Source organism: Prevotella sp. P6B4 (genome assembly GCF_000619985.1).
In the GTDB taxonomy this organism is placed as follows: domain Bacteria; phylum Bacteroidota; class Bacteroidia; order Bacteroidales; family Bacteroidaceae; genus Prevotella.
The window spans coordinates 51611-76419 of the sequence record NZ_JHVE01000013.1 but is presented as its reverse complement, the minus strand read 5'-3'; the positions used below and the strand labels follow the sequence as shown (position 1 = coordinate 76419).

At 49.6% G+C, this 24809-nt stretch carries 21 protein-coding genes; 9 read left to right on the top strand and 12 right to left on the bottom strand.

Features of this window, described 5'->3' with window-relative positions; translation table 11 throughout:
* Positions 1-16 precede the first annotated feature (16 nt).
* Genes T491_RS16225 through T491_RS0109805 form a run of 4 tightly spaced genes read right to left on the bottom strand, consistent with a single transcriptional unit; the run spans position 17 to position 4153 of the window.
* The gene (locus T491_RS16225) at positions 17-361 is read right to left on the bottom strand and encodes a hypothetical protein (RefSeq protein WP_033147928.1); all 345 of its coding nucleotides are present in this window, start codon (positions 359-361) and stop codon (positions 17-19) included.
* A gap of 19 nt (positions 362-380) precedes the next feature.
* Positions 381-3320, bottom strand: a complete 2940-nt coding sequence (locus tag T491_RS0109815) for a xanthan lyase (RefSeq protein ID WP_028903740.1) — start codon at positions 3318-3320, stop codon at positions 381-383.
* The gene (locus T491_RS0109810; protein ID WP_028903739.1) at positions 3320-3877 is read right to left on the bottom strand and encodes a 1-acyl-sn-glycerol-3-phosphate acyltransferase; all 558 of its coding nucleotides are present in this window, start codon (positions 3875-3877) and stop codon (positions 3320-3322) included. The genes T491_RS0109815 and T491_RS0109810 overlap by 1 nt, the downstream gene beginning before the upstream one ends.
* A 9-nt stretch (positions 3878-3886) precedes the next feature.
* Positions 3887-4153 carry a hypothetical protein gene (locus T491_RS0109805; protein ID WP_028903738.1) on the bottom strand — a complete coding sequence of 89 codons (267 nt, stop codon included), beginning with the start codon at positions 4151-4153 and terminating at the stop codon, positions 3887-3889.
* Between the two features lie 202 nt (positions 4154-4355).
* On the opposite strand from T491_RS0109805, the gene T491_RS0109800 reads away from it, so the two are divergent.
* Complete coding sequence (locus T491_RS0109800; RefSeq protein ID WP_028903737.1) at positions 4356-5993, top strand: diphosphate--fructose-6-phosphate 1-phosphotransferase; 1638 nt, start codon at positions 4356-4358, stop codon at positions 5991-5993.
* A gap of 4 nt (positions 5994-5997) precedes the next feature.
* Positions 5998-6894 carry a glycoside hydrolase family 25 protein gene (locus tag T491_RS0109795; protein WP_028903736.1) on the top strand — a complete coding sequence of 299 codons (897 nt, stop codon included), beginning with the start codon at positions 5998-6000 and terminating at the stop codon, positions 6892-6894.
* Between the two features lie 4 nt (positions 6895-6898).
* On the opposite strand, the gene T491_RS0109790 is transcribed toward T491_RS0109795, so the two are convergent.
* On the bottom strand, positions 6899-8155 hold the full coding sequence (locus T491_RS0109790; RefSeq protein WP_028903735.1) for a clostripain-related cysteine peptidase: 1257 nt from the start codon (positions 8153-8155) through the stop codon (positions 6899-6901).
* A gap of 98 nt (positions 8156-8253) precedes the next feature.
* Between T491_RS0109790 and T491_RS16220 the strand changes: the two genes are divergently transcribed.
* Entirely contained in the window at positions 8254-9147 is an 894-nt protein-coding gene (locus T491_RS16220; RefSeq protein ID WP_231480228.1) for a glycoside hydrolase family 25 protein, read from the top strand.
* On the opposite strand, the gene T491_RS0109780 is transcribed toward T491_RS16220, so the two are convergent.
* From T491_RS0109780 to T491_RS0109765, 4 genes are read right to left on the bottom strand one after another with little or no spacing between them, the layout of a single operon-like run.
* Positions 9112-9921, bottom strand: coding sequence for a hypothetical protein (locus T491_RS0109780; protein ID WP_028903733.1), 810 nt, complete (start codon positions 9919-9921; stop codon positions 9112-9114). The genes T491_RS16220 and T491_RS0109780 overlap by 36 nt on opposite strands.
* A complete protein-coding gene (locus tag T491_RS0109775; protein WP_028903732.1) occupies positions 9918-11192 on the bottom strand; it encodes a Na+/H+ antiporter NhaC family protein in 1275 nt (424 codons plus the stop codon). The genes T491_RS0109780 and T491_RS0109775 overlap by 4 nt, the downstream gene beginning before the upstream one ends.
* 6 nt (positions 11193-11198) lie before the next feature.
* A complete protein-coding gene (locus tag T491_RS0109770) occupies positions 11199-12692 on the bottom strand; it encodes a UxaA family hydrolase (protein WP_028903731.1) in 1494 nt (497 codons plus the stop codon).
* Between the two features lie 32 nt (positions 12693-12724).
* Entirely contained in the window at positions 12725-13792 is a 1068-nt protein-coding gene (locus T491_RS0109765) for a LacI family DNA-binding transcriptional regulator (RefSeq protein ID WP_028903730.1), read from the bottom strand.
* Between the two features lie 201 nt (positions 13793-13993).
* Here T491_RS0109765 and T491_RS0109760 point away from each other — a divergent pair, with 201 nt between their 5' ends.
* The 6 genes from T491_RS0109760 (at position 13994) to T491_RS0109735 (ending at position 20390) form a co-directional block, all read left to right on the top strand.
* Positions 13994-15016, top strand: a complete 1023-nt coding sequence (locus tag T491_RS0109760; RefSeq protein WP_028903729.1) for a sugar kinase — start codon at positions 13994-13996, stop codon at positions 15014-15016.
* A gap of 8 nt (positions 15017-15024) precedes the next feature.
* Positions 15025-15162 (top strand): DUF4177 domain-containing protein, encoded by a 138-nt coding sequence (locus T491_RS17695; protein WP_155267501.1) that lies wholly within the window; start codon positions 15025-15027, stop codon positions 15160-15162.
* Positions 15163-15167: 5 nt separating this feature from the next.
* Positions 15168-15836 (top strand): bifunctional 4-hydroxy-2-oxoglutarate aldolase/2-dehydro-3-deoxy-phosphogluconate aldolase, encoded by a 669-nt coding sequence (locus T491_RS0109750; protein ID WP_028903728.1) that lies wholly within the window; start codon positions 15168-15170, stop codon positions 15834-15836.
* Between the two features lie 66 nt (positions 15837-15902).
* The gene (locus T491_RS0109745; RefSeq protein ID WP_028903727.1) at positions 15903-19112 is read left to right on the top strand and encodes a DUF5112 domain-containing protein; all 3210 of its coding nucleotides are present in this window, start codon (positions 15903-15905) and stop codon (positions 19110-19112) included.
* Positions 19094-19813: a DUF5932 domain-containing protein gene (locus T491_RS0109740; protein WP_028903726.1), complete on the top strand. Its 720-nt coding sequence runs from the start codon at positions 19094-19096 to the stop codon at positions 19811-19813. The genes T491_RS0109745 and T491_RS0109740 overlap by 19 nt, the downstream gene beginning before the upstream one ends.
* The gene (locus tag T491_RS0109735) at positions 19803-20390 is read left to right on the top strand and encodes an AbgT family transporter (RefSeq protein WP_028903725.1); all 588 of its coding nucleotides are present in this window, start codon (positions 19803-19805) and stop codon (positions 20388-20390) included. The genes T491_RS0109740 and T491_RS0109735 overlap by 11 nt, the downstream gene beginning before the upstream one ends.
* Positions 20391-20399: 9 nt before the next feature.
* Here the strand turns inward: T491_RS0109735 and T491_RS0109730 are convergent, their stop codons facing one another.
* From T491_RS0109730 to T491_RS0109720, 3 genes are all read right to left on the bottom strand, one after another.
* Complete coding sequence (locus tag T491_RS0109730) at positions 20400-21470, bottom strand: glycoside hydrolase family 43 protein (RefSeq protein ID WP_028903724.1); 1071 nt, start codon at positions 21468-21470, stop codon at positions 20400-20402.
* A gap of 112 nt (positions 21471-21582) precedes the next feature.
* Positions 21583-23997: a ferrous iron transport protein B gene (feoB, locus tag T491_RS0109725; RefSeq protein ID WP_028903723.1), complete on the bottom strand. Its 2415-nt coding sequence runs from the start codon at positions 23995-23997 to the stop codon at positions 21583-21585.
* 97 nt (positions 23998-24094) lie between these two features.
* Positions 24095-24796 (bottom strand): ABC transporter ATP-binding protein, encoded by a 702-nt coding sequence (locus tag T491_RS0109720; RefSeq protein WP_028903722.1) that lies wholly within the window; start codon positions 24794-24796, stop codon positions 24095-24097.
* Positions 24797-24809 lie beyond the last annotated feature (13 nt).

Here is a 24809-nt window from a genome sequence, read left to right as displayed (position 1 = left end):
CAAAATTAATAAATCATCAGTTGAACGGTGTTCCCTGCAGTGCCCTCATGGTCATGCCCAGTCCACAATTATCCTGATTCTTCCAGTTAATGTATAACAATACGAGTTGCTGCAGTCCAAAAGCCTTCATATTGGGGTGATAAATCACGTCCAGGCAGAGGTCGAGCAGCGACTTGTCCTTACCAGCGTCGCCTTCCAACAGCGCGCGAATATTCAGCTTCAGTTTATCGAGCACCTGCTCGTCAACATAGCCGTTTGAGTCAATCAGGTCCCTAAAGAGCTGATATTTCTCGATAGTTGTCAAATGAGCATCACTTACTTCGATGCTACGGGTTCCTGTTGAATTAGATTGAATTTTCATAATTGGTTGTTTTTTGGTGTTATTGTGATTTTAATAAAAACTGTAGTAATCCTCTCATGATGCTGTTGCGTTTGGATTCGTCCTTGATACACTCAAGTGGGAATCCCATGGTCACAGCTTTATAGTCTGTTCCGTCGTAAGCCACACAGGCACTGAAGTCGTCAGCGTATTTCATGGCTGAGAATGCCGGATAGACAGGCTCAAGTATCTCAGGATGATGCGCCGCATAGTGGTGCTCATTGAGATGACGGTAAAACGTAAAGGCGATACCGAGTCCGTTGATAGAGTCGCGCTGAAGACTATCCAAATCGCGCCCCCCATATTTCAATTTCAGAATGTCCTCGAGATATTTTCTGTCGATTGGATCCTGCATGTCGGTGCCCAGATATGCACCGCTCACCAGCAGGGAGCCTCCTTTTTTGGTCATCATGTAGATATGTTCGCGCAGGATGGGCGACATGATACGACAAGGCACAGTTGAGTAGCCGTCTTGTCGCTGCAGGCCCAATATCACGTCAAGCATTTCAAACTTCTCAGGTATCACGTCATCGTTATCGATAGCCTGCGAAGAGCAACTCACCACGCGGTATTTTCTGGCAGTGGCAATAGCAAGCGTATGTGTACGGATATAGTCAAAGTCGTTGCCTGCAATAAATTGCCCCATCAGTGAATCGTTGGTGTAGCCCAATCCGTCGCGACGCTCACTACCTATTTTCGATTTTTCCCAACCCGTCTGATATCCCAACCAGCCAGCCGTACGACCATAGGTCACACCTGCATCCTCTTCAAGGTCGAAACCCTGTGAGAAGGAGTTGTCAACTACTGTCGGTGAAGCTAAACGATCAAAGCCATTGACCACGAGAATCGTCTTCTGTGCCTCAGGCACATCGAATACCGAAACAACCTCGCTTGGAAAACTCTCGCCGCCTTCGTTAACGGCTGATACACGGAACGAGTATACTTGTTCTGGTTCAACGGGTACCACAAGCGATGTCTCACTACCGCCTTTCACATATGTTCCATTGTCGAAGCCATTGTTACCAACGGCTGTATAAACGACATACCCCGTTGGCTTGGCAGTTGCCTCGTATTCATCGTACACTGGACGCCAACTGATTTTGGCAGTACCCTTGCCAGTGAGCGTAGCACTCAAGCGGTTAGGAGTGAGTGGCTGAACCACATATTTCTTATGGTGCATGGTGCAGACATAGCGTAAAAGCGCCTTATAGATGCTGCGAGCTAAATCGAAACGGAAGTGTGGATCCTGTCCCAGACGCATGTCGGCAAAGTTTTGATGTGACATGGTTTCAAGGATGGCGCTAGGTACCATTGGGCATCTGCTTTCCGAGTAGTTACGGTCGTAGAGTTCACGCGTCACCCAGTTGCCGTATTTCTTGTTGATGTCAGCAGGTATGCTGTAAAGCAGTTCATCGGCAAGGTCGCGCGAGGCAAGTCTTGTCATTCCAGACTTCAGGATGCTATCGTTAAGTGTCGTGGTGCAGACCGTCAGTGTACCTATATGGCTTTTACCATCTTTTGCGTAACCAGCATCGGAGTGGATAGCAAGCGAGAGTTCGATGGGAACATTAAGTCCCGTAGTGTCGGGCACAAATACAGAACCGCCTGCCAAATGATTGGTCATATAGCTACGCACGTTGATGTCGTCGCCATAATCGTCCTGACCTTCTTTGGTGCTGTACACCTCATATGGCATTCCTGCCCATTGTGCATAATAACGGGCACCTTCCAGACAACGAGGCAGCCCACTGATACCCTTGCCACGATCAACGTTTCCCATACCGCCACCAAAGCGTACAGCATCTGCCGTAACTACGCCGTGATGATGGCGACTCACATTCGAGAGTGTCACACAATTACGAGTGCTCTGTCCTTGATCGAAGTAGAAGGTACCTAAATAAACCCATGTCTTCTGTCCCATCTGTTGGTTTACAGAGAATCTGGTGGGTACGCCTTGGTGCCATACCGTATAATGGGCATCGTCGATACTCTTCTCTACAGTATGATAGCTTACGTAAACCGCATAGTTTCCAGCTTCGGTGATAGCAGGTTGCCAAACAATCTGGCTTTTGTGTTTGGAATCAGCAGTGCTCGCCATACGAGCAGTACCTGCGTTGAAGGGATTTTCGGAATCTACGTAAGTCCCTGGATGGAAGGCAAAACCTGTCGAGTCAGCATTATGCCAGACCTGCAGACCATTAGTCTCACTGTAGCCGGTCTCAGGTGTATCGTTGTCAACGATGTACTCATTGCGCTGCCAATCACGCTCACGAGGTGTAAACACTACAGCTCCTGCATTCTGAAGCATCGGGATGAGATATGGTGTCACGATAGTTGGTGTGAAGAGGTCTTCACGCGTACCGAATAGCGGCGGTCGCTGCCATTTCCATACGCTGTCTTTTACATTGAAATAGCGACCGTGACTGGCCCAAATAGAGAGATGTCGATCCTGCAGGCCTTCGGTAATCTGGTAGGGTAGTGAGACGTTTCGCACCCAGGGGCGACCATGATAGTCGGTATGCCCCCATGTACGGTTCTTGTCTTTGATATCGCGTAACCGATTGGGCACCAGTTGTCGCAGGTCCCATCCGTTAGTTTTGATAGTCAGTTGATAATCCTGGCATGAGTCTGGCAGAAGCTTGTGCACACCCTGATAAATAGCCTCTGCCATCGAACTGGTAAAGAGCTGTTCACCCAAATTATTATTTGCGCACACCTCAATGGTGCGCGTTGTATCATTAACCACCAGTGTCTTCAGGTGGAAGGTGGCTCTGATGCGCTGCTCGTCGGGTTTGAAGCTGACGAAGTATCTGTCAATTTTTTCTTTGAGTGTTTTATAAGGGTCTGGCGGTGTTTTCACCTTCACCTTTCGAGCAGCGTCGACCGGTGTTGCAGTCAGCAGGGCAGTCAGGGCCAGAATTATAAACTTAGAATGACTCATTAATCAATATCTCCAATCGTAAAGTTCTCAGGTTTCTTGCCTTTGAAATCCTTAAAATACAGTTTAATTTCCCTCATATCGTCCTCCAGATTACCGCTCGGTATGATAGTCTTGGTACACTGTATCAATCGGCGTTCATAGTCTACACCATATAATAAAATAGGTATATTAGCTTTGAGGGCAATGAAATAGAAACCCTTTTTCCATTCCTCTACGCGCGAACGTGTACCTTCGGGTGTGATACAGAGTTTAAACTGATTCACCTTCTTGGCCGTCTCTGCCATAGCATCGGTCATGCTCATCTTTTTCTGCCTGAACACCGGAATACCGCCCATCCCGCGGAAGATTGGCCCTAAAGGCCAGAAGAACCATTCCTTTTTCATCAGGAAGTTAATCTTCATACCTTCAGCGCGACTATAAAGCTGTCCAAGAAGAAAGTCCCAATTGCTGGTATGAGGGGCGAGACATATAATGAATTTTTCGGGGTGGACTTCGGATATTTCCTTTTTCCACCCCATACGTTTATAAAGAAGCCAGTTACAAAAACCTCTAATCATGGGCAAAAACTAAGCATTAATCTGATCCATGATCTCTGTAGCTCTTTCTACAAAGCTATCGCGCAGGTTCTTATAAAAATCTTGTTTCTTCATGCCGGGCTCAGGGTGAGAGATGCGACTTACATAGTCTGCGCGCAACGCTATGATAGAACGGATCATAGCCTCATCATTCTCGCGATTCCTGTTGTTCCCATACAATGAGACAGCTACTGCCTCAGCGAAAATCTCATCACAAATAGCATTAATACTTTTCTTGAGTGATCTCTTATTCATCATAATCATTAATATCCCTTCCTTTAAGGGTGTTTTGTTATATTCAGTAAGCAAAGTTAGAAAAAAAATCTGAGATACCAAGCGTTTCACCCCAAAAAAATATTAAAATGGTAAAAATAGCCGTTTTTCTTTCGTATTTCTTACAAAAAATGCCTAATTTTGCGGCTCAGAAAACAATTACTCATAAAATTTATAGTTAGACATTATGGAAAAAAGTGCATTACAGTTGGCGAGAGCCGCTTATCAGCCTAAGCTGCCTAAGGCGCTTCAGGGTGCAGTAAAAGTGAAGGAAGGAGCCGCTACACAGAGTGTTGGCGACCAGGAGGAAATCAAGAAGCTCTTCCCTAACACCTACGGTATGCCTATCGTAGAGTTTGAGCCTGCTACCGAGGCTAACAACACCAAGATGAACGTTGGTATCATCCTTTCAGGCGGTCAGGCTCCTGGCGGTCACAATGTAATCACCGGTCTGTTTGACCAGATAAAGAAGCTCAACCCTGAGAACCGTCTGTTCGGCTTCATCCTGGGTCCTGGTGGTCTGGTTGACCACAATTATATGGAGCTCACAGCCGATATCATCGATGAGTATCGTAACACCGGTGGTTTCGATATGATCGGTTCTGGTCGTACCAAGCTTGAGAAGGTAGATCAGTTCGAGAAGGGTTTGGAGATCATCCGCGAGCTCAACATTAAGGCTATTGTAATTATCGGTGGTGATGACTCTAATACCAACGCCTGTGTACTTGCAGAGTACTATGCTGCCAAGAACTATGGTGTGCAGGTAATCGGTTGTCCAAAGACTATCGACGGTGACCTGAAGAACGACCAGATCGAGACTTCATTCGGTTTCGATACCGCTTGTAAGACATACTCTGAACTGATTGGTAACATCGAGCGCGACTGTAACTCAGCACGTAAGTACTGGCACTTCATCAAGGTAATGGGTCGCTCAGCATCTCACATTGCCCTGGAGTGCGCTCTGCAGACTCAGCCCAACATCTGCCTCGTATCAGAGGAGATTGAGCAGAAGGGTATGAGCCTCGACGATATTGTTACATACATCGCTAACGCTGTATGCCAGCGTGCTGCCGATGGTAACAACTTCGGTACAGTTATCATCCCTGAGGGTGTTATCGAGTTCATTCCAGCTATCAAGAAGCTCATTGCTCAGCTCAACGACGTTCTGGCTATGCCAGAGGCCAAGGAGCTCGACCGCCACGAGTCAATCGACTTCGTGAAGGCTCACCTCACCGACGAGAACCTCGCTGTATTCAACAGCCTGCCTACAGGTGTTGCTCGTCAGCTGGCTCTCGACCGCGACCCACACGGAAACGTACAGGTATCACTCATCGAGACCGAGAAGCTACTCTCTACCATGGTAGCCCAGAAGCTCGAGAAGATGAAGAAGGAGGGCAAGTACACTGGTAAGTTCTCAGCTCAGCACCACTTCTTCGGTTACGAGGGACGTTGCGCAGCTCCTTCTAACTTCGATGCCGACTACTGCTATGCTCTCGGTACTTCAGCTGCTCAGCTCATTGCTAACGGCAAGACCGGTTACATGGCTATCGTTAAAAACACAACCGCTCCTGCAGAGCAGTGGATTGCAGGTGGTGTGCCCATCACTATGATGATGAACATGGAGAAGCGTGCTGGTGAGATGAAGCCAGTTATCCGCAAGGCTCTCGTTGAGCTCGACGGTGCTCCATTCAAGGCATTTGCTTCACAGCGTGATCGCTGGGCACGTGAGACCGCATACGTTTATCCTGGCCCAATCCAGTACTGGGGACCCACAGAGGTTTGCGATCAGCCAACCCGTACCCTCGCTCTTGAGCAGGCTAAGTAATTAGATGGTCAAACGACGTGTAGTTCGCCGAAAAGGAATCGGCACCACTCATACATACCACGGCCCCGGGCGTAGAAAACGTCCCGGAGTCGTGGTTCGTTTGTTGCGCCATATGCCCGGTTGGGCTTATTGGCTTGGTGGTGCAGCCGTAGTGGCGGTCTACGTCTATTTCTTCTATTATTTCTTTGTAGGCCCGTTCGGTTTCCGTTGGCGTGCTCTCTATGGCGATGTCAGCTATCCCGAAGGCTACGAGATCCACGGTATCGACATCTCGCACCATCAGGGACGTATCAACTGGGATGAGCTCAAAGATAACGGAACTATAAACCATTGTCCTATCCGCTTTGTAATGATCAAGGCAACTGAAGGAGCCACACAAACAGATCGCAATTTCCGCGATAACTTCTATCAGGCACGTGAGAACGGTTTCACCCGTGGCGCCTACCACTTCTACAGTGTACATACACCTGCCGAGCAGCAGGCATATCATTTCATCAAGACTGTCGACCTTGAGAACGGCGATCTGCCTCCTGTTTTGGATGTAGAGCATAAACCCAAGAATCAGACCGACCAGGAGTTTAAGAAATCCGTACTCAAATGGCTGAACATCGTCGAGAAACACTATCAGGTAAAACCGATTATTTATACCTATTTTAAGTTCAAGACGCGCTATCTTTCAGATTCCGTATTCGACGACTATCCTTATTGGATAGCTCACTACTATGTCGACTCGCTCGAGTATCAAGGTCCCTGGAAGTTCTGGCAGCACACCGATGTTGGTCGTTTGCCGGGCATTAAGGGCAATGTCGATTTCAATATCTATAATGGTTCTTACTACGACCTTCGTCAGATGACCATCGGCTCGCAGGAAACCATCGGCGAAAAAGCCTACCGAGAATAAAAAACTACCAACCGTAGGCAGACCAGTTGACGGCGTAGTACCACTGCAGATTGCGGATATGCTCGTTGTAGCGGTAATTACTGCTGGCATAGTCGTTCCGAGGAATGAACATGCTAACACATCCGTACATATCATCGGCATATTCGAAAGAATCGAAGTCTCTATAGATATTCGAGCTAATGGTCATCCAGTGCTGTGAATAGCGGACATAAGGCACAGCCTTATTATAAACAGAGAGCCATGCTGCATAATCGCTGGCCGCTGCATGGCGTTTGATGACGGCTTGCATATCATACATCACTTTTTTGCCAGAATAATAATAGTAAGTAATACCATCCAGATTAATTTCATCTGGCTTATCTGGCATAAAGGTGGAAAGCACTGTCTTGGTAGCATCTGCCAGCTGTTGCATCTTGCTCAGATCGACAACCGACAGCGGCACACTATAACCAATAAGATAATTGTATTTCTTTGTATAATCCGGATCTTCCTGATAGGCTTTCTGATAGTAGTTATAATAACATTCAGCCATATCCTTATAAAAGGTTGACGACTGCGAGAACATACAGGTTACCAGTTCATCATAAGGCGCACCTGAACCTGGGATTTCGGCAGGTGAGCCGATAAGGTAGTCAGCAGTATTACGCAACTCATAGGCACTCTCTATACACTGGAAATTGCAGCAGTCGGCCAAGATAAAGCGCAACTTGGGAAGTCCTTCAAGCGCACGGGCCATCTGCGTAACATTCATCCATTTGCCATAGTCTGAGGCCGTGTTATTGCCGCTATCGATACCATAACTACGCGTCGAAGCAACTGAATCGGTTGAGATTAGCCACCCTGTAGCGTGGCCCCAAAGCACCAAACCATAGTCGTCTGATGGGTATTTAGCTCTAACATAGTCAATAACCTCACGGAACTTAGCAGGATTGGAGGCATAGAAATCCTCATTATAGCTATAGATAGTACGTTTTGTACCGCCTGCGATCTCGACAATGCTTGGGTACTCGTTCGGATTGGGACTATCGATAAAAGCGATGAGATGCTGGTTATCGGCAAGTTTCTTAGAGCCTTCTACAAGCTCCTCAAGGTCGCACTCCATATAGGATGGGAACCCATCACTATCATCACCGAGACTGTTCTCACCCGACATATAGATCAGCACCGTATGTTGCTGAACAGGAGGAACATCGGGATCGTCGTTATGACTACAACTGCATACGAGTACAAGTGAGAATATAATTAAGAGAAATCTGTTCATATATCAAAATTTTGGGGCAAAGTTACAAAGAATTAGGCAAACACGCCCATATTTTGTCGTTTTTTTGTATCTTTGCGGCTCAAAATACAGTGAAGCTGATGAAGAGACTATATATACTGCAGACTTTGATACTACTGATGGTCGGCGCAAACAGCGGATGGGCACAACGCTCAAAATACAATCGCAACCACTCGAAACACCGCACTACACGTGTGGTGAAAAAGCATAAGAAAAGTAAGAAAACAAGGAAACGTTCGGTAGCTACCTACCGCCCTGACCCACGACTGCTTGACCCAGACTACGATCCTTTTCTGCAATGCGAGGATACGTGCAGCCATGTACACGGCATAGACCTGTCGCACTATCAGGGCGAGGTGTTCTGGGAAACGGTGGGTGAGAATACCAAGATGGCTTACGTTTATCTGAAAGCCACTGAAGGCGGCGACCGCATCGACGCCCAGTACGAGCGTAACATCGACCTGGCACATCGCTATGGGCTGAAGGTGGGATCATACCATTTCTTCCGGCCCAAAACACCTGTTATGACGCAATTAGAGAATTTTATGACTCAGTGCCGACCAGGCGAGCAGGACCTGATACCAATGATTGACGTGGAAACAACCGGTGGTATGAGCAACGAGGAATTCAGCGACTCGCTACATGCTTTCCTCGACCTCGTAGAGCAGGCCTACCATCAACAGCCGTTGATTTATACCTTCCGCAACTTCTACAACCGCCATCTGGTCGGGCAAATTAACGACTATAAACTCATGATTGCCATGTACACCGATGAGGAACCGGTTCTGATCGATGGGCGCGACATCACTATGTGGCAATACACTAGTCATGGCCGCATAGTAGGCATACGTGGCAGTGTGGACAAAAGCCGATTCTTAGGCCATCACGGACTGAGAGACATCAAATTCAACCACGTTAGGCGGTTGGAGAAGCATGTCTCATTCTTCGATGTGCGTCAGCGAATGGGCAAATGATGCAAAGAAATTAGTAAAGGCTTCACTTGGAATGAAGCGCATGTAGCGGGCTGATCGCCTGATATGGCTAAACAGCGCCGAACCGTTGTTGGTGTGTACGAAGATACTATCAGACCCTTGTGAGAAATAGAAATCCTGATGGATGGCCGTATATTCAGCCAACTCCTGGGCCACTTGTGCGGTCTTTCGATTGATGTCGGTATCAACAAAGGGGATGTCCTTAGGTTCAAAGCCGAGCAAATCTATGAGCAGGGCGGCCTCGAGCTGAGCCATCTGCTGGAAGCGCAACTTACGGAGCCACTCTGCCAATTCTGTATAATCTGCTTTTAGTCCTTGTTCACGCAGCGACACGCCTAATTCTACCAATCGCCGTAATGGCAAACCCTCGTTCAGAATACGACGTGCAATACTGATGATTTGTATGAGTACCCGACGAGTCTGCAGATCGGACGTCTCGTCGTCGAGAATGTTCTGCAACTGGCGGTTGAGTATCGGATTGGTTAGTTTATCAGGGCGCAGCAGTTCGTCGTCGTCCAGATCCTCCAAACGGGCGTGGGTCAGCTCCCACTGCCCCCACTGACCATCGGTCATGTGGAGCGTAAACTGATTCTTACACTTGAGCAAACCCTGATAAGCATAAGGCTGCACATCAAGCAGAACTGCCAACTGATGAAGTTTGTCCCACTTGCACACCGACATGGGTTCCAGCGTTTCAGTGGTCTGGAATACGCCACATCGCAATAATCGGAACAGGTTGCGCTGAATGATATTCATGAGTAACGTTTAGGATAACGAAACAGAATAGACAAAATGGCGGCAATACCGAGTGCGAACGGATAGTAGAGATAGGGCACAATGGCAACGGGATTGACTGAAGCCAGACCAGCAGCTATCAGCAATTGGGCACCATATGGAATGAGTCCCTGAACAGTACACGAGAACGTATCGAGAATCGATGCACATTTCTTATTATCAACACCATAACGGTCGCCAATGCGCTTGGCGATATCACCCACAGTGAGAATAGCCACCGTATTGTTGGCAGTACATATATCGACCAGCGATACCAGTGTAGCGATACTAAGTTCGGCACCACGCTTACTGTTAACACGACGCGTGAGCTGCTGGATGATAAAGTCGATACCGCCCTGCTGACGGATGAGTTCAAGCATACCGCCAGCCATCATGGTGACGATAATCAGCTCGCCCATCGACAGGATACCATCACCCATCGCTCCAAACCAACCGTAGAGATTGAATGAGCCCGTTAACAGACCGATGGCACCACATAGCACAATACCCAACGTGAGCACAGCCATCACGTTCATGCCGTAGATGGCGGTAGCGAGCACAGTGAGGTAGGGGATGACCTTCACCCACTGTACCACTTCTATTTGCTGGGGCGCAGCTGTGTGCTGACCTAAGAATACATATACAATCAGGATGACCACAGCAGCAGGCACCACAATAAAGGCATTTACACGGAACTTATCGCTAAGGCGGCAGCCCTGCGTCTGCGTGGCCATAATGGTGGTGTCGGAAATAAACGACAGGTTGTCACCAAAGAACGAACCGCCCACTATGATGGCAGTCATCATAGCTAAACTAACATCAGTTTCCTGCGCAAGTCCCACGGCTATCGGTGTAAGCGCAGCAATAGTACCTACACTGGTTCCAATACTGAGCGAGATAAAACAGGCGGCTAAGAACAGGCCTGCAAAAATCATAGAAGGCGGTAACAGACTGAGCGCCAGATTAACAGTCGCATCGATGCTACCCATGGCTTTGGCCGAATGGGCAAATGCGCCTGCAAGAACGAATATCCAGATCATCAGCATCATCTGTTCGGTGGCGGCACCACGGCTGTAGCTGTTGATACGGTGCATAAGCGGTCGGTCGCCAAACACACAGATGGCATAGATACTCGACACCATAAAGGCTACAGTAATGGGAATCTTGTAAAAGTCACCAGCGATGATGCTGGTGACCAGATAAAATAAGATAAACACCACGATAGGTGATAATGCGATAAATCCTTTCTTCACGTTTTATTACAATGTTACACCATTCTTGAAAATGGATATTTCACGATAATCGTTGGCCTCGTTCATAGCTTTCTCGCCGCTTGCCACAGCCAATACTTTGTCGATAAACTCAGGTACAAGCTCGGGCATGGTGCGACCTTCGATAAGCTGACCGGCCGAGAAATCGATCCAGTTCTGCTTGCGACGGGCCAAATCGGGGTTGGTGGCAACCTTCATGGTGGGCACAAAGGTACCGAAAGGTGTGCCACGACCAGTGGTGAACAGCACCAGATGGCAACCGCAAGAGGCGAGGGCAGTAGCGGCCACAAGGTCGTTGCCAGGAGCCGACAGCAGGTTTAATCCTGGATTCTGCAGGCGATCGCCATATTCCATCACACCGCTCACAGGAGCCTTACCACACTTCTGGGTGCAGCCAAGCGCCTTATCCTCAAGGGTTGAGATACCGCCGGCCTTATTACCAGGACTGGGGTTCTCGCCTACGGGCTCGCCGTGCGACAGGAAGTAATTCTTAAAGTTATTGATCATCGAGACGGTCTGATTGAACAGATCCTCGGTGGTACAACGGTTCATGAGGATGGTCTCGGCACCAAACATCTCGGGCACCTCAGTGAGTACAGAGGTTCCGCCCTGGGCCACGAGCCAGTCGCTGAATTCACCTACAAGCGGATTGGCCGTAATGCCAGAAAAGCCATCAGAGCCACCGCACTTCAGACCGACGCGCAACTTGCTGACAGGCACCTCGGTGCGTACATCCTGACGGGCAAGGTCGTAAAGCTCGCGCAGCATCTCCATTCCGGTTTCCATCTCATCGTCAACACGCTGCGTGACGAGCAACTTGATGCGCTCATGATCGTAATCGCCCAGCATCTTCATAAAGTCCTCAGGCTGGTTGTTCTCGCAACCCAAACTCAGCACCAGTACGGCTCCGGCATTGGGGTGCAGACAGATGTCGCGCAGCACTTTGCGGGTATTCTCATGGTCCTCAGAGAGCTGAGAGCAGCCATAATTATGATGCCAGGCATAAATAGCATCAACGCCTTGTTCACCTGTCTCAGCACGCAACTCCTTGACCAGGCGCTCTGCTATACCATTGACACAGCCCACAGTGGGCACAACCCAGATCTCGTTGCGGATACCCACATCGCCATTCTTACGTACATAACCCTTAAAGGTCCGGTTTTCAGAATTATACTTAAGTGGCTCGCTTACAGGATTATATGTATACTCGAGCGTACCTGACAGATTGGTCTTCAGGTTATTCTCGTTTACCCAGTCACCAGCCTTCAGGTCGGTCATTGCGTGACCGATAGGGTAGCCATACTTAATGATGTCAGTGCCCTGGGCAACATCGTTAATAAGCACTTTGTGACCAGCAGGAGTGTCCTGATTTACAACAATCTGTTTGCCGTCGATGTCGATGATATCGCCCTTTTTCTTGGGCTGCAGACATACAACTACCGAGTCGGCGGGATTAATCTTTAAAAATGTAGCTTGTTCCATTTTTTACGTTATACTTTATTATTTGTTTTAGTTTAAATTGCCGTTCTGCGATAGAAATCAACATTCTCTTTAGTCAGAATCTCAATGGGCATATAGTTTACTGGATTGACAGCACGCTTCATGACGATGGCATTGAACAGCGCATCGACGCTGGCATAGCCCTGCTGGTAGGCATGCTGCGCAATCAGGAACGAGATGCTGCCCTTGCGTACGCACTCCTCGTTCTTGGCCACCATATCGTAGCCCATGATCTGTACATTCCGACGGTTACTCTTCTGCAGGAACTCACCCACAATATGCGCCTTCGAGTTGAAGGTTATACAATGATGTACGTGCGGGTGCGTAGAGAAGAATTTCTCGAGGATGCCGTCATATTCCATGTGGTCCTCGTCGAGTGGCAGGTCCACTTCGGTAATCTTGATCTTCGGGAAGTGGTCGACCATGTAGTGACGGAATCCCGTCTCACGGTTGGCCTGCTGTTTAGAGCCCACAATACCATCGCGCGTCTGTTTCATCAGCGCAATCTCTTTCTCCTTGTTAGCAATGAGCATCAGCATCTTGGCGGCGAAATAGCCACTGGCGAAAGAGTCCTGTCCGAAGAACGACAGGGGCTTCAAGTCGGGCATATATGAGTCGAGCAGCACATAAGGGATATTGCGCTCGGTAAGTTTCTCGGTGAATCGGGCCGTCTGCTCCAAGGTTGCCGGCACAATGATGACACCATCAATCTTAGCGGTGAACAACTCGCGTACCATTTTGGTGAATGCAGGCGGATTGAAACGCTCGTAATAAATAAACTTGAGTTTGATGCCGAAATCGCGACGGAACTCGGTGCATGCAGCTGCGCCTTCCTCGATTTCGTCCCAATAAGCTTCCTGTTCGTGTTTTGGTAGTACGCAATAAAAGGTGTATTCCTTATTATAGGCAAGCGCCGAAGCATACATATTGGGGCGGTAGTCCATTTCCTCAAGGGCCTTGTTCACCTTCTCCAACGCTGTTTTCGATACGTTGGGGCGATTGTGAAGCACACGGTCGACCGTTCCTGTAGATACACCTGCTCTGGCAGCGATATCCTTAATCGTAATATTTTCCTTTGCCATAAGTTTCAGATATTTTGTGCAAAGGTACACAATTTTTCCGATTCTCCAAATATCTGAGCCAAATATTTAGTTCGAAATCGTTTCCGTAAGTTTTTTGAAACAAAAGCACCGAAATATTTGCGTGGCTCGAAAATTCTTCATATCTTTGCCGCACAAACGAAAAAAAAGATTGAAAATAATTCAAAAAAATCAAACAAAGCAATGGCAAAAATTGTAACTTTGGGCGAGATTATGCTCCGCCTTTCGCCTCAGGGCAACGACCGTTTCATTCAGAGTGAATCTTTCCGCATCATCCCTGGTGGTGGTGAGGCTAACGTAGCTATCTCAGTGGCTAACTATGGTCACGAGGCTTACTTTGTATCTAAGTTGCCTAAGCACGAAATCGGACAGATTGCAGTCAACGCACTGCGCCGTTATGGTGTTAACACCCAGTTCGTAGCTCGTGGTGGCGATCGCGTTGGTTTGTATTATGCTGAGACCGGTGCCTCAATGCGCCCATCAAAAGTTATTTATGATCGCGCTCATTCTTCAATTGCAGAGGCCGATCCTTCTGATTTCGATTTCGATGCTATCATGGAGGGTGCTGCCTGGTTCCACTGGAGCGGTATCACACCTGCTATCAGCGATAAGGCTGCCGAACTGACCAAGCTGGCTTGTGAGGCTGCTAAGCGTCATGGTGTAACCGTATCAGTAGATCTGAACTTCCGCAAGAAGCTCTGGACCAGCGAGAAGGCTATTTCAATCATGCGCCCGCTGATGAAGTATGTTGATGTATGTATCGGTAACGAGGAGGATGCAGAGCTCTGCCTCGGTTTCAAGCCTGATGCTGACGTAGAGGGCGGTCAGACCGATGCTGCCGGCTACGAGGGTATCTTCAAGCAGATGATGAAGGAATTCGGCTTCAAGTATGTGGTTTCTACACTCCGTGAGAGCTACAGCGCTACCTTCAACGGCTGGAAGGCACTCATCTACGACGGTAAGGAGTTCTATCAGTCAAAGCGCTACGAGATCAATCCAATTATCGACCGCGTAGGTGGTGGCGACTCTTTCTCTGGTGGTTTGATTCACGGTCTGCTCACCAAGAAGACACAGGGCGAGGCTCTCGAGTTCGCTGTTGCAGCTTCGGCTCTGAAGCACACCATCAATGGTGACTTCAACTTGGTAAGCGTTGACGAAGTAGAATCACTCGCAGGCGGTAACGCAAACGGTCGAGTTCAGAGATAAATAAGACTATGAAACAGTTTGAATATAAGGTAATCAACTGCGTGATCGGTGTTGAGAAAAAACTCAATCAGTTAGGTTTCGAAGGTTGGGAACTGGTATCTGCCGAGTGTGGTAAGTACATTTTCAAACGTGAATATAAAGAATAAATAGTATGGCTAAATTTGATAAAATAGCAGTCCTGAAGAAGATCGGAGATACCGGTATGGTACCCGTTTTCTATCATAAGGACCTTGAGACCTGCAAGAATGTTGTGAAGGCTTGCTACGAAGGTGGCGTTCGTGCTTTCGAGTTTACAAATCGTGGCGACTTTGCTCAGGAGATTTTCGGCGAGCTGGTAAAGTGGGCCGACAAGGAGTGCCCTGAGCTGGCACTGGGTATCGGTTCTATCGTCGATGCACCTACAGCAGCCATGTACATCCAGCTGGGTGCCTGCTTCGTAGTAGGTCCGTTGCTGAATCCTGACATTGCACCTGTGTGCAACCGTCGTCTCGTACCTTACTGCCCTGGTTGTATGACCGTTTCTGAGATCGGTAAGGCTCAGGAGCTGGGTTGCGACCTGACCAAGGTATTCCCTGGCGATGTGGTTGGTCCTAACATGGTGAAAGGTCTGAAGGCACCAATGCCTTGGTCGAAGATCATGGTGACCGGTGGTGTGGCTCCTGAGGAGGAGAACCTCACCAAGTGGTTCAAGGCTGGTGTTTTCTGCGTTGGTATGGGCTCGAAGCTCTTCCCAAGCGACAAGGTAAAGGCTGGCGACTGGCAGTATGTTACCGATAAGTGCAAGGAAGCACTCGGCTACGTAGCCAAAGCTCGCGCATAACATTATATAGGTATCCCTCTCGCTACTGATGGAGTTGGCGGGAGGGACTTTTGCTTTCTAACTAACATGAAACTGTGGCTATTAGTCATCTCAACCTTACTCATATCAGCCTGTTCGCGCCCTGATAGGCAAGCGGTGGACAAGCTGAACGACCGTTCTTATGCCTATCACTACCGACAGATTGATTCTACCGAAGCTCTCGCACGACGCTCGTACGAGTTGGCCGCCAACTATCCGGCCGGTCGCGCAGAGGCTCTTAACAATATGGCATTCGTCAATATCGTACGTATGCGATACGACGAAGCCGAAAAGCAACTGAACGAGGCTATCGAGACGACCGACAACCAGTTGCAACAACTCATCGCTTACGTACAGCAGATGCGCTTGTGCCAGCGTCGCTCCCGCAATCGTGAGTTCCACGAATACCGTGAGAAGGCGAATCGTACACTGATGCGTATCGACGAGGAGCGCGACCAGCTGAACGAACGCGATATGCGACAGTTGCTCTATGCCGAAACTGAGTATGCCATTGTCAACTCTACCTACTATTATTATGTAGGACTGGAACAACAGTCGATTGATGCGCTGGAAGCCATCAATCCAGAAGAGGTTCAGCGCGATACGGCGCAGTACTTAAACTATCTCTATAACATCGGTGCGGGCGGTATCATCACGCAAGGCTCGCAACAAGAAATCAATCAGGAGGAGTTCGACAAGCTGATGCGCTGTTTCCTGACGGCTCGCAAGGGCAACTACCCATATTTTGCCGCCAATGCGCTCGAGGCATTGTCGGAGCACCTGATGGATCCAGAGAGCCGTCGCCAGCTAATGATCGACAATCTGCCAGCCATGAAGTTCATCAACCCTGTGGGCATCGACGAGGAGATGCTGGCTGGATTCCTTGCCGAGAATGCGCTGACCATCTTTGAGCGCTATGGCGATGTGTATCAGATTGCGGGTGCCTACCGTACCTTGGCATCGTGCTATCGACAGATAGGCGACTATCAGTCGGCCCTCTATAACCTGGAGCAGGCGCTATCCGACAGCATCATCAACCAGGCCCCCGACCTGGTGGCCTCAATCCGTGAACAGCTCAGTGTGGCTTATGCCGCTATCGACGATAAACAACAGAGCGACGAGAACCGTAATCTCTATCTCGACTTGCAGGAAACTACCCGCCAGGACCGCCAGCTCGAGGCGCGTGCCTCGCAGTACGAGCACCAGTTGTCGCAGCTCAATCTGATGCTGATAGCTGTTGTGGCAGCCATTGTGTTGCTGCTCTTCTCGCTCTGGCTGTTCAACTACCTGAACAAGAAACAGCCCAAGCCTGAGGACGAGGACAGCATGATGGAACAGAAGAGCGAGGAACTGGCAGCCAAACTGCTACAGGTAGAGAACAATGAACGTCGCAATCTGGAGCAGCGTGCCAAGGTGTCGCTCATCTGTAACATCACACCATTCATCGACCGTATGCTCCACGAGATAGCACGTATGCAGTCGGATTGTGCTGACCGCGAGGAGCGCCTGACATATGTACGCGAACTCATCGCCCAAATCAACGACTATAACGATGTACTGACGTACTGGATACAGTTGCGTCAAGGCGAGTTGTCGCTACACATCGAGAGCTTCCCCTTGCAGCAGCTGTTCGATGTGCTGCATAAGGGACACACCTCGTTCCAGATGAAGGGCGTTGAACTACAGGTAGAGCCCACCGAGGCTGTGGTTAAGGCCGACCGCGTGCTGACCCTGTTCATGCTGAACACGCTGGCCGACAATGCACGAAAGTTTACCGAAAAGGATGGCAAGGTAAGCGTGAAGGCCATCCAGACCGACAGCTATGTGGAAATATCAGTCGAGGATACGGGTAAGGGTATGGACGAGGAACAGCTGGCACATCTGTTTGACCATAAGATTGTAGAAGGTCATGGTTTCGGTTTGTTGAACTGCAAGGGCATCATCGAGAAATACCGAAAGATCAGTCAAATATTCTCCGTCTGCCAAATTGGAGCCACCAGCGCGCTGGGTAAAGGCTCGCGCCTGTGGTTCCGGCTGCCGAAGGGTATCGCCCGCATACTGATATTATTAGGACTGCTACAGATGTCAGCAGGCACGTTGCAAGCACAGCCTGACACGCCAGTGAACTTGCCACAGGAGCAGGAAATCGATGCTCTTGGTATGGCAAGTATCTATTCCGACTCGGCCTACTTCAGCAATATCAACGGCAACTACGAACGTACGTTGAAGTTTGCCGACACATGCCGCTACTACCTGAATCGACACTATCTTCAGCAGGTGCCTCACGGCCGCTATCTGATGCGACCAATGGGCAATCAGTCGCTGCTGCCACCTGAAATCAAGTGGTTCCACGATAATCTCAACACCAACTACCACATCATTCTCGACATCCGTAACGAGAGCGCAGTAGCAGCATTGGCATTGCACGAATGGCAGCTTTACAGCTACAATAACCGAATCTATACGCAGTTGTTCAAGGAGATGTCGGCCGACGATACTTTGGGCGAATACTGCAGCACCATGCAGCAGTCGCAGACCAACAAGACCATCGCCATCATCCTGCTGGTACTATTGCTGATAGCCATTGTGCCGGCATACTATCTGCTGTACTACCGCCATCGACTGTATGAGCGTTTCGTACGTGAGCAGCAGCGTAAGACCGATCTGGAGCTGTTGGACGACGAACTGCGCAAGGCGGAGCTCGACGATAGTAATCTGCACGTGTCGAATGCAGTACTCGACAACTGTCTCTCAGCACTGAAACACGAGACGATGTATTACCCCTCGCGCATCCAGCAGTTGCTCGACACGGGTGATATGGAGTCGCTGAGCGAGGTAGCCAACTACTATCGCGAGCTCTATGGCGTGCTGAGTCAGCAGGCGCAGCGACAGGCCGACCGTGTGCATCTGCACCTGAAGCCCTTGCACAATGATATCCTCGGCGACGAAACCTTGGTACGCTATCTGTTCGACATCCTGCGAAAGATTGCCGGAAAGAAACTGGCGCCCGAATATACCAGGCGCGAGGGCTATATCGAGGTGCGGGTACCTATGCCGGCACTACAGCTCTCGGAGGCCGAGGCTGCATCGCTTTTCACGCCCTCGAAGGACCACCTGCCATATCTGCTCTGCCGACAGATAGTGCGCGACTTAGGCGAGGCCACCAACCGTCGCGGTTGTGGTATCTATGCAACTATTCATGACAATACAACATATATGATCATAACATTACCAAGCGTATGGAAAATTTCAAAGTAATCATAGTAGAGGATGTGCCCCTGGAACTGAAAGGCACATTAGGCATCGTGAAAACCGACATCCCTGAGGCCGAGGTCATCGGTACTGCAGAGAACGAGCAGGCCTACTGGCGCCTGTTGAAACAGGAGAAGCCCGACCTGGTACTGCTCGACTTGGGACTAGGCGGTTCAACCACCGTGGGTGTCGAGATATGCCGTCACACCAAGGAGATGCATCCCGATGTAAAAGTACTGATCTTCACGGGTGAGATTCTGAACGAGAAACTCTGGGTTGATGTGCTCGACGCTGGCGCCGATGGCATCATCCTGAAGACGGGCGAACTGCTGACACGCCGCGATGTATCGGCCGTGATGGACGGCAAACAGCTGGTGTTCAACGAGCCGATTCTCGAGAAGATCGTAGAGCGATTCAAGCGCGCCGTGAGTGGCGAACTGGTAAAGCAGGAGGCCTTGGTTAACTATGAGATTGACGAGTACGACGAGCGTTTCCTGCGCCATCTGGCACTGGGCTACACCAAGGAGCAGATCACTAATCTGCGCGGCATGCCATTCGGTGTAAAGAGCCTGGAGAAACGTCAGAACGAACTCATCCAGAAACTCTTCCCAGAGGGTTCTGGCGGTATCAATGCCACCCGTCTGGTGGTTCGTGCCCTCGAGCTCCGTATTCTCGACATCGATAATTTAGAGGCTGATGAAGAGTAGTCGTGTGTGCGTGGTGCTGATGGTAGCCGAGTGCGTGCTGATCATCGTGTCGTGGTTGCTATCGGCAGCCCGATTGGAAGGCGTGCGCTCCATGCTCTCGTCGGAGGGCATCCGCTGGTTCATCGGCAATTTCTCCACAATCATGGCAAGTCCCTTGCTGGCTTGGCTGTTGCTGGCACTCATTGCCGGCGGCAGTCTGCAGCAGAGTGGGGTGGTAGAACACTTCATGACCAAGGGCGAGGCCTCGTTCCGCAATCGCTTGGCACTGCGCGTATCGGCAGTGTTCCTGGCGCTCTACACCATCGTTATCTGTATGCTCACACTGCTGCCGCACGCCATCCTGCTATCGGTCAAGGGCGGACTATTTCCGTCGGCATTCAGCCGCAGTATCGTGCCCATCGTGTGTTTCGGCATCACCCTGTTCTCGGTGGTCTATGGCGTGATGTCAGGACGCCATCAAAAAGGAGAAGATGTACTCAACATCCTCTCCTATGGACTACGTCAGGGAGCCTCCCTGATCGTGATTTACATCTTTGCTATTCAGCTCTACGCCTCGTTACGATTCGTGTTCGGATAGCTGTTTAATTCACTTCTTCAACAGTTTCTCCAAGCGCTTATACTCCTTCTTGGTGAGGCGCATAAACGAGCCGTGCTGTGGAGCTTTCACACCCTCGATATTGCGGGGTGAGTGGAAGTTACGCATATATTCATCGGCCAGACACAGACGGTAGTTCTTGGGATTCGACGAATACTCGATATAGGCAATGACCCAGGTCTTCTGACCAGGCAACTGGAAAGCGCTCACACCTTCGCAGTTCTTATTACCCTCGAAGTTCACGTAGTCGTCCTCAACAGGTTCGCCCCAAGGACCGGTGAGTGCAGGAGCCGTAGCTGTAAACAGTCCTGGCTTACCACCTTCCTTCTTAATCATCATGTGCCACTTCTGGTCGGCCTCAACCCAGTTGATGTCGGCATCAATGGTAGCATAGCCCCAATCGAACAGCAACTTAGGCTGCGTCAGCGTGGTGAAAGTTTCATCGGCATGCGAGTAATACATACGGTCGTAGTGGTCCTCGCCACGGTTACGCATCGAGTAATAAACCATGTAGCCGCCCTTTTTGCCGTTAGGCCATACAAAATCCTCATCCCACACAATCTGTGGAGCCCACACGCGATTGATGGTGCTCCAGTTCTTATATACGCTGGGATCGTCAGGATTTGAGAAAATGGATGGACCCTTGCGATAGTCGAACGTCACCGATTCCCAGTGAATCAGGTCGTCGCTGTGCAGCAGGTCGATTCCATAGTTATCCCAGGTTTCCACCTTACCTAAGCGTTTTCGAGCACCCACGTTCATATCGGTGCAAACCATCAGATAGCCTTTGCCGTCGTGCTTACGACAGATGTAGGCATCGCGTGTAGCGCCCTCGATACGGGCGTGTTCGGCATCGCTGAAAATAGAGTCGCCGTTCAGCAGATCCTGATAGTGGAAGCCGTCGCGACTCAGCGCATAAGCGGTCCATGCGCGGCCGTGTTCATTCATATGACAATACAGAAAGCCGTAGTCGCCCTTCTGCAGATTGCCCTTCTGGGCAAAACTCATACATGGTACACCCAACATCAGTACCACGATCATCCCTAAAATTCTCTTTCTCATAAATGTACTTGTCTTAGTTATTATTATTCATTTCTTTACCCTAATACTAAAGCTGCCATACCCTAACACTAACCCTGCGATACCCTAATACTATCGCAGGGTTAGTGTGATACTAAAGGGCCAGCAGGTTTCCTATCTGGAACACCAGCATACTGCATACCCAGGCCACTACCGTGGTATAGATGGCGGCAAAGCCTGCCCAGCGCCAGGAACCCGTCTCGTTCTTGATGGCCGCAATGGTGGCGATACATGGGAAGTAGAGCAGGATGAAGATGAGATAGGCGTAGGCAGCTGTAGGCGTGATACCTTCCTGCAGCATTGCCTGGCGTAGATGCGTATATTTCTCGTTATCATCGCTGAAAGTGTCATCATCGCCAAACGAATCGTCGCCACTATACAGTACGCCGATGGTTGAAGCCACAATCTCCTTCGCACCAACACCGGCCAACAGCGATACATCGAGCTTCCAGTTGAAGCCCTGAGGAGCAAAAACGGGCTCGATGGTCTTACCCATACAGCCGATGTAGCTCTGCTCTTGCTGCTGCTCGCGAGTAAGTTCCTCGTTGTGCGGGAAATAGCCTAATGCCCAGACGATGACGCTGGCCACGAGGATAATACCTCCCATCTTCTTCAGATACTCCTTACCTTTCTCCCACGTGTGGCGCCAGATGGCTTTTGGTGTTGGCCAGCGATAAGGCGGCAGTTCCATCACAAACGGCGTGTCCTCGCCCTTGATAACAAGCGATGAGAAGATTTTGCTGACAAATACCGACACCACGATGCCGATGGCGTAGAGCGACAGCAGCACCCACGAGCGATACTGCAACGAGAAGAACGTGCCGGCTATCATGATATAGATAGGCAGGCGGGCCGAGCACGACATAAACGGCAGAATCATCATCGTGATGATACGCGAACGACGGCTCTCGATGGTACGGGTAGCCATCACAGCAGGCACGTTACATCCGAAGCCCATAATGAGCGGTATAAACGACTTGCCGTGCAGTCCCATCTTGTGCATCAGCTTATCCATGATAAAGGCAGCACGCGCCATATAGCCCGAATCCTCCATCAGCGATATAAAGAAGTAAAGAATCAGAATCTGAGGCAGGAATACAATCACACTGCCCACACCACCAATCACACCATCTACAAGCATCGCCTTCAGCGGACCATCGTTCATGCCCTCGCTAATCTTCTCGCCCAGCCAGGCTACACCTTCCTCAATCCAGTCCATTGGGTACTGCCCCAACGTAAAGGTGGTCTGGAACATCACGTAGAGCAACAGGAAGAAGATGGGGAATCCCAGGTACTTGTGCGACAGCAAGCCGTCGATACGATGGGTCATCTTATACGTGTCTTTCTTGTGCCCGGTCTTGTAGTCAGCCTCCTTCAGTGCACCATTGATAAAGCCGTACTTAGCATCCATGATGGCAGTTTCAGAGTCGCTGCCAGTCTCTTCCTTCACACGTGCCGAAGCTTTATCGCGCTCGGTAGCCAGATGCTGGAAGTCGTGCATGCGCTGTTCACCAGCCATGTGCGTGCCTAAGTAGTCGAGCACCTGACTGTCGTGCTCCAACAGCTTCAGCGCCAGGTAGCGGGTAGAGTAGTGCTGGGTGATATGTTCATCGGCCTTCAGATACTTCTGGATGTGCGAGATGCCATCCTCAATCTCATGACCGTAGTTGATGTGCAAATGGCGTGAGAACTTACTGGTTCCCTCGTAAACCTGAATAACGGCACGAAACAACTCCTTAACGCCCATGCCGTTCTTAAACGATGTAGGCACCATTGGTGTACCAAACAGCGTACTCAGCGTATCGAGGTCGACATGATCGCCACGACGCTCAAATTCGTCGTACATATTGAGTGCGCACACCATGCGGATATTCATATCAACCAGCTGGGTGGTGAGATAGAGGTTGCGCTCTAAGTTTGACGAGTCGATAACATTGATTACCACATCAGGCATCTTCTCAGTAAGATGTTCGCGCACATAGAGTTCCTCAGGCGAATAGCACGAGAGTGAATAAGTACCGGGCAGGTCGGTAAGATTAAACTCGTAGCCGAACATCGAAGCATGAGCTTCAGTAGCATCAACAGTCACACCAGAATAGTTACCCACATGACCATGAGCACCAGAGGCGTAGTTAAACAACGATGTCTTACCGCAGTTAGGATTGCCCACCAGCGCTACATTGATGGTACGACGCTCTTTCATGGCCTCATGGCGGATGTAATCGTCTTCATGTCGATGACTATCAGTAGCAAGATGGCTGAACGTCGTCTCTTCCAATGGTGTATCGGCCGACACCACCTCTATGTTGTCAGCCTCCTGGTGGCGCAGGCTCACTTCGTAGCCCATCAGTTTATATTTCACAGGATCCTGTAAGGGTGCGTTCAGCAGCACTTCAACCTCCTGACCGCGAATAAACCCCATCTCGATGATGCGCTTACGGAATCCACCGTGCCCCAGCACCTTGACGATAATACCCTTTTCTCCTGTCTTCAGTTCCGATAATTTCATAACTCATTCATTTTGAGTGCAAAGGTACGAAAAAAAACTTGCAACTCGATTGCAAAGAGTCGCAAGTTTTTTAAAATACCTAAAAATAATGATGGTTTTATTCTGTTTCGAAATAGTTCTCGAGCTCTGCTCGTGCACTTCCTTCGGCATTAGCCAGATCACGAACGATATGACCTTTCTCCAGCAACGCTATTCTTGAAGATATATCGATGGTGTGTGCCAGGTTGTGACTCGACACCAGGATAGTAGCGCCTGTCTGCTTGTTGTAATCGGTGAGCACATGCTTCAGCACATTCTGGCTCGATGGATCGAGGAAGTTGAAGGGCTCATCAAGAATCACCAGCTTAGGGCGATTGAAGAGGGCAGAGATGATACCAACCTTCTGCTTGTTACCAGCTGAGAGGTTGCGGATCAGTTTCTTCTGTCCGAAGATCTCGCCTGCAGCCAGACGCTCAAAATCCTTCAGACGCTCATCGACCTGTGCCTGCGTCATATTGGTAATCTTGCCGATAAAGGCGAAATACTCCTCAGGCGTCAGGAAATCGATCAGGAATCCCTCGTCGATGTACGAACCGGTAGCCACTTTCCATTCCTCGCTTTCAGCGGGATTGATGCCATCGAGGACTACTTCGCCTTCATCAGGCTTCAGCAGATCGAGCAGCATGCGGAAGAGCGTAGTCTTTCCGGCTCCGTTATTACCCACAAGACCGAGGATGTCGCCATCATTCACCTGGAACCGTTCGATATCACAGGCAACGGTCTTGCCAAACGCTTTCTTCAAATGGTTGATTGTAATCATATCATTACGTTTT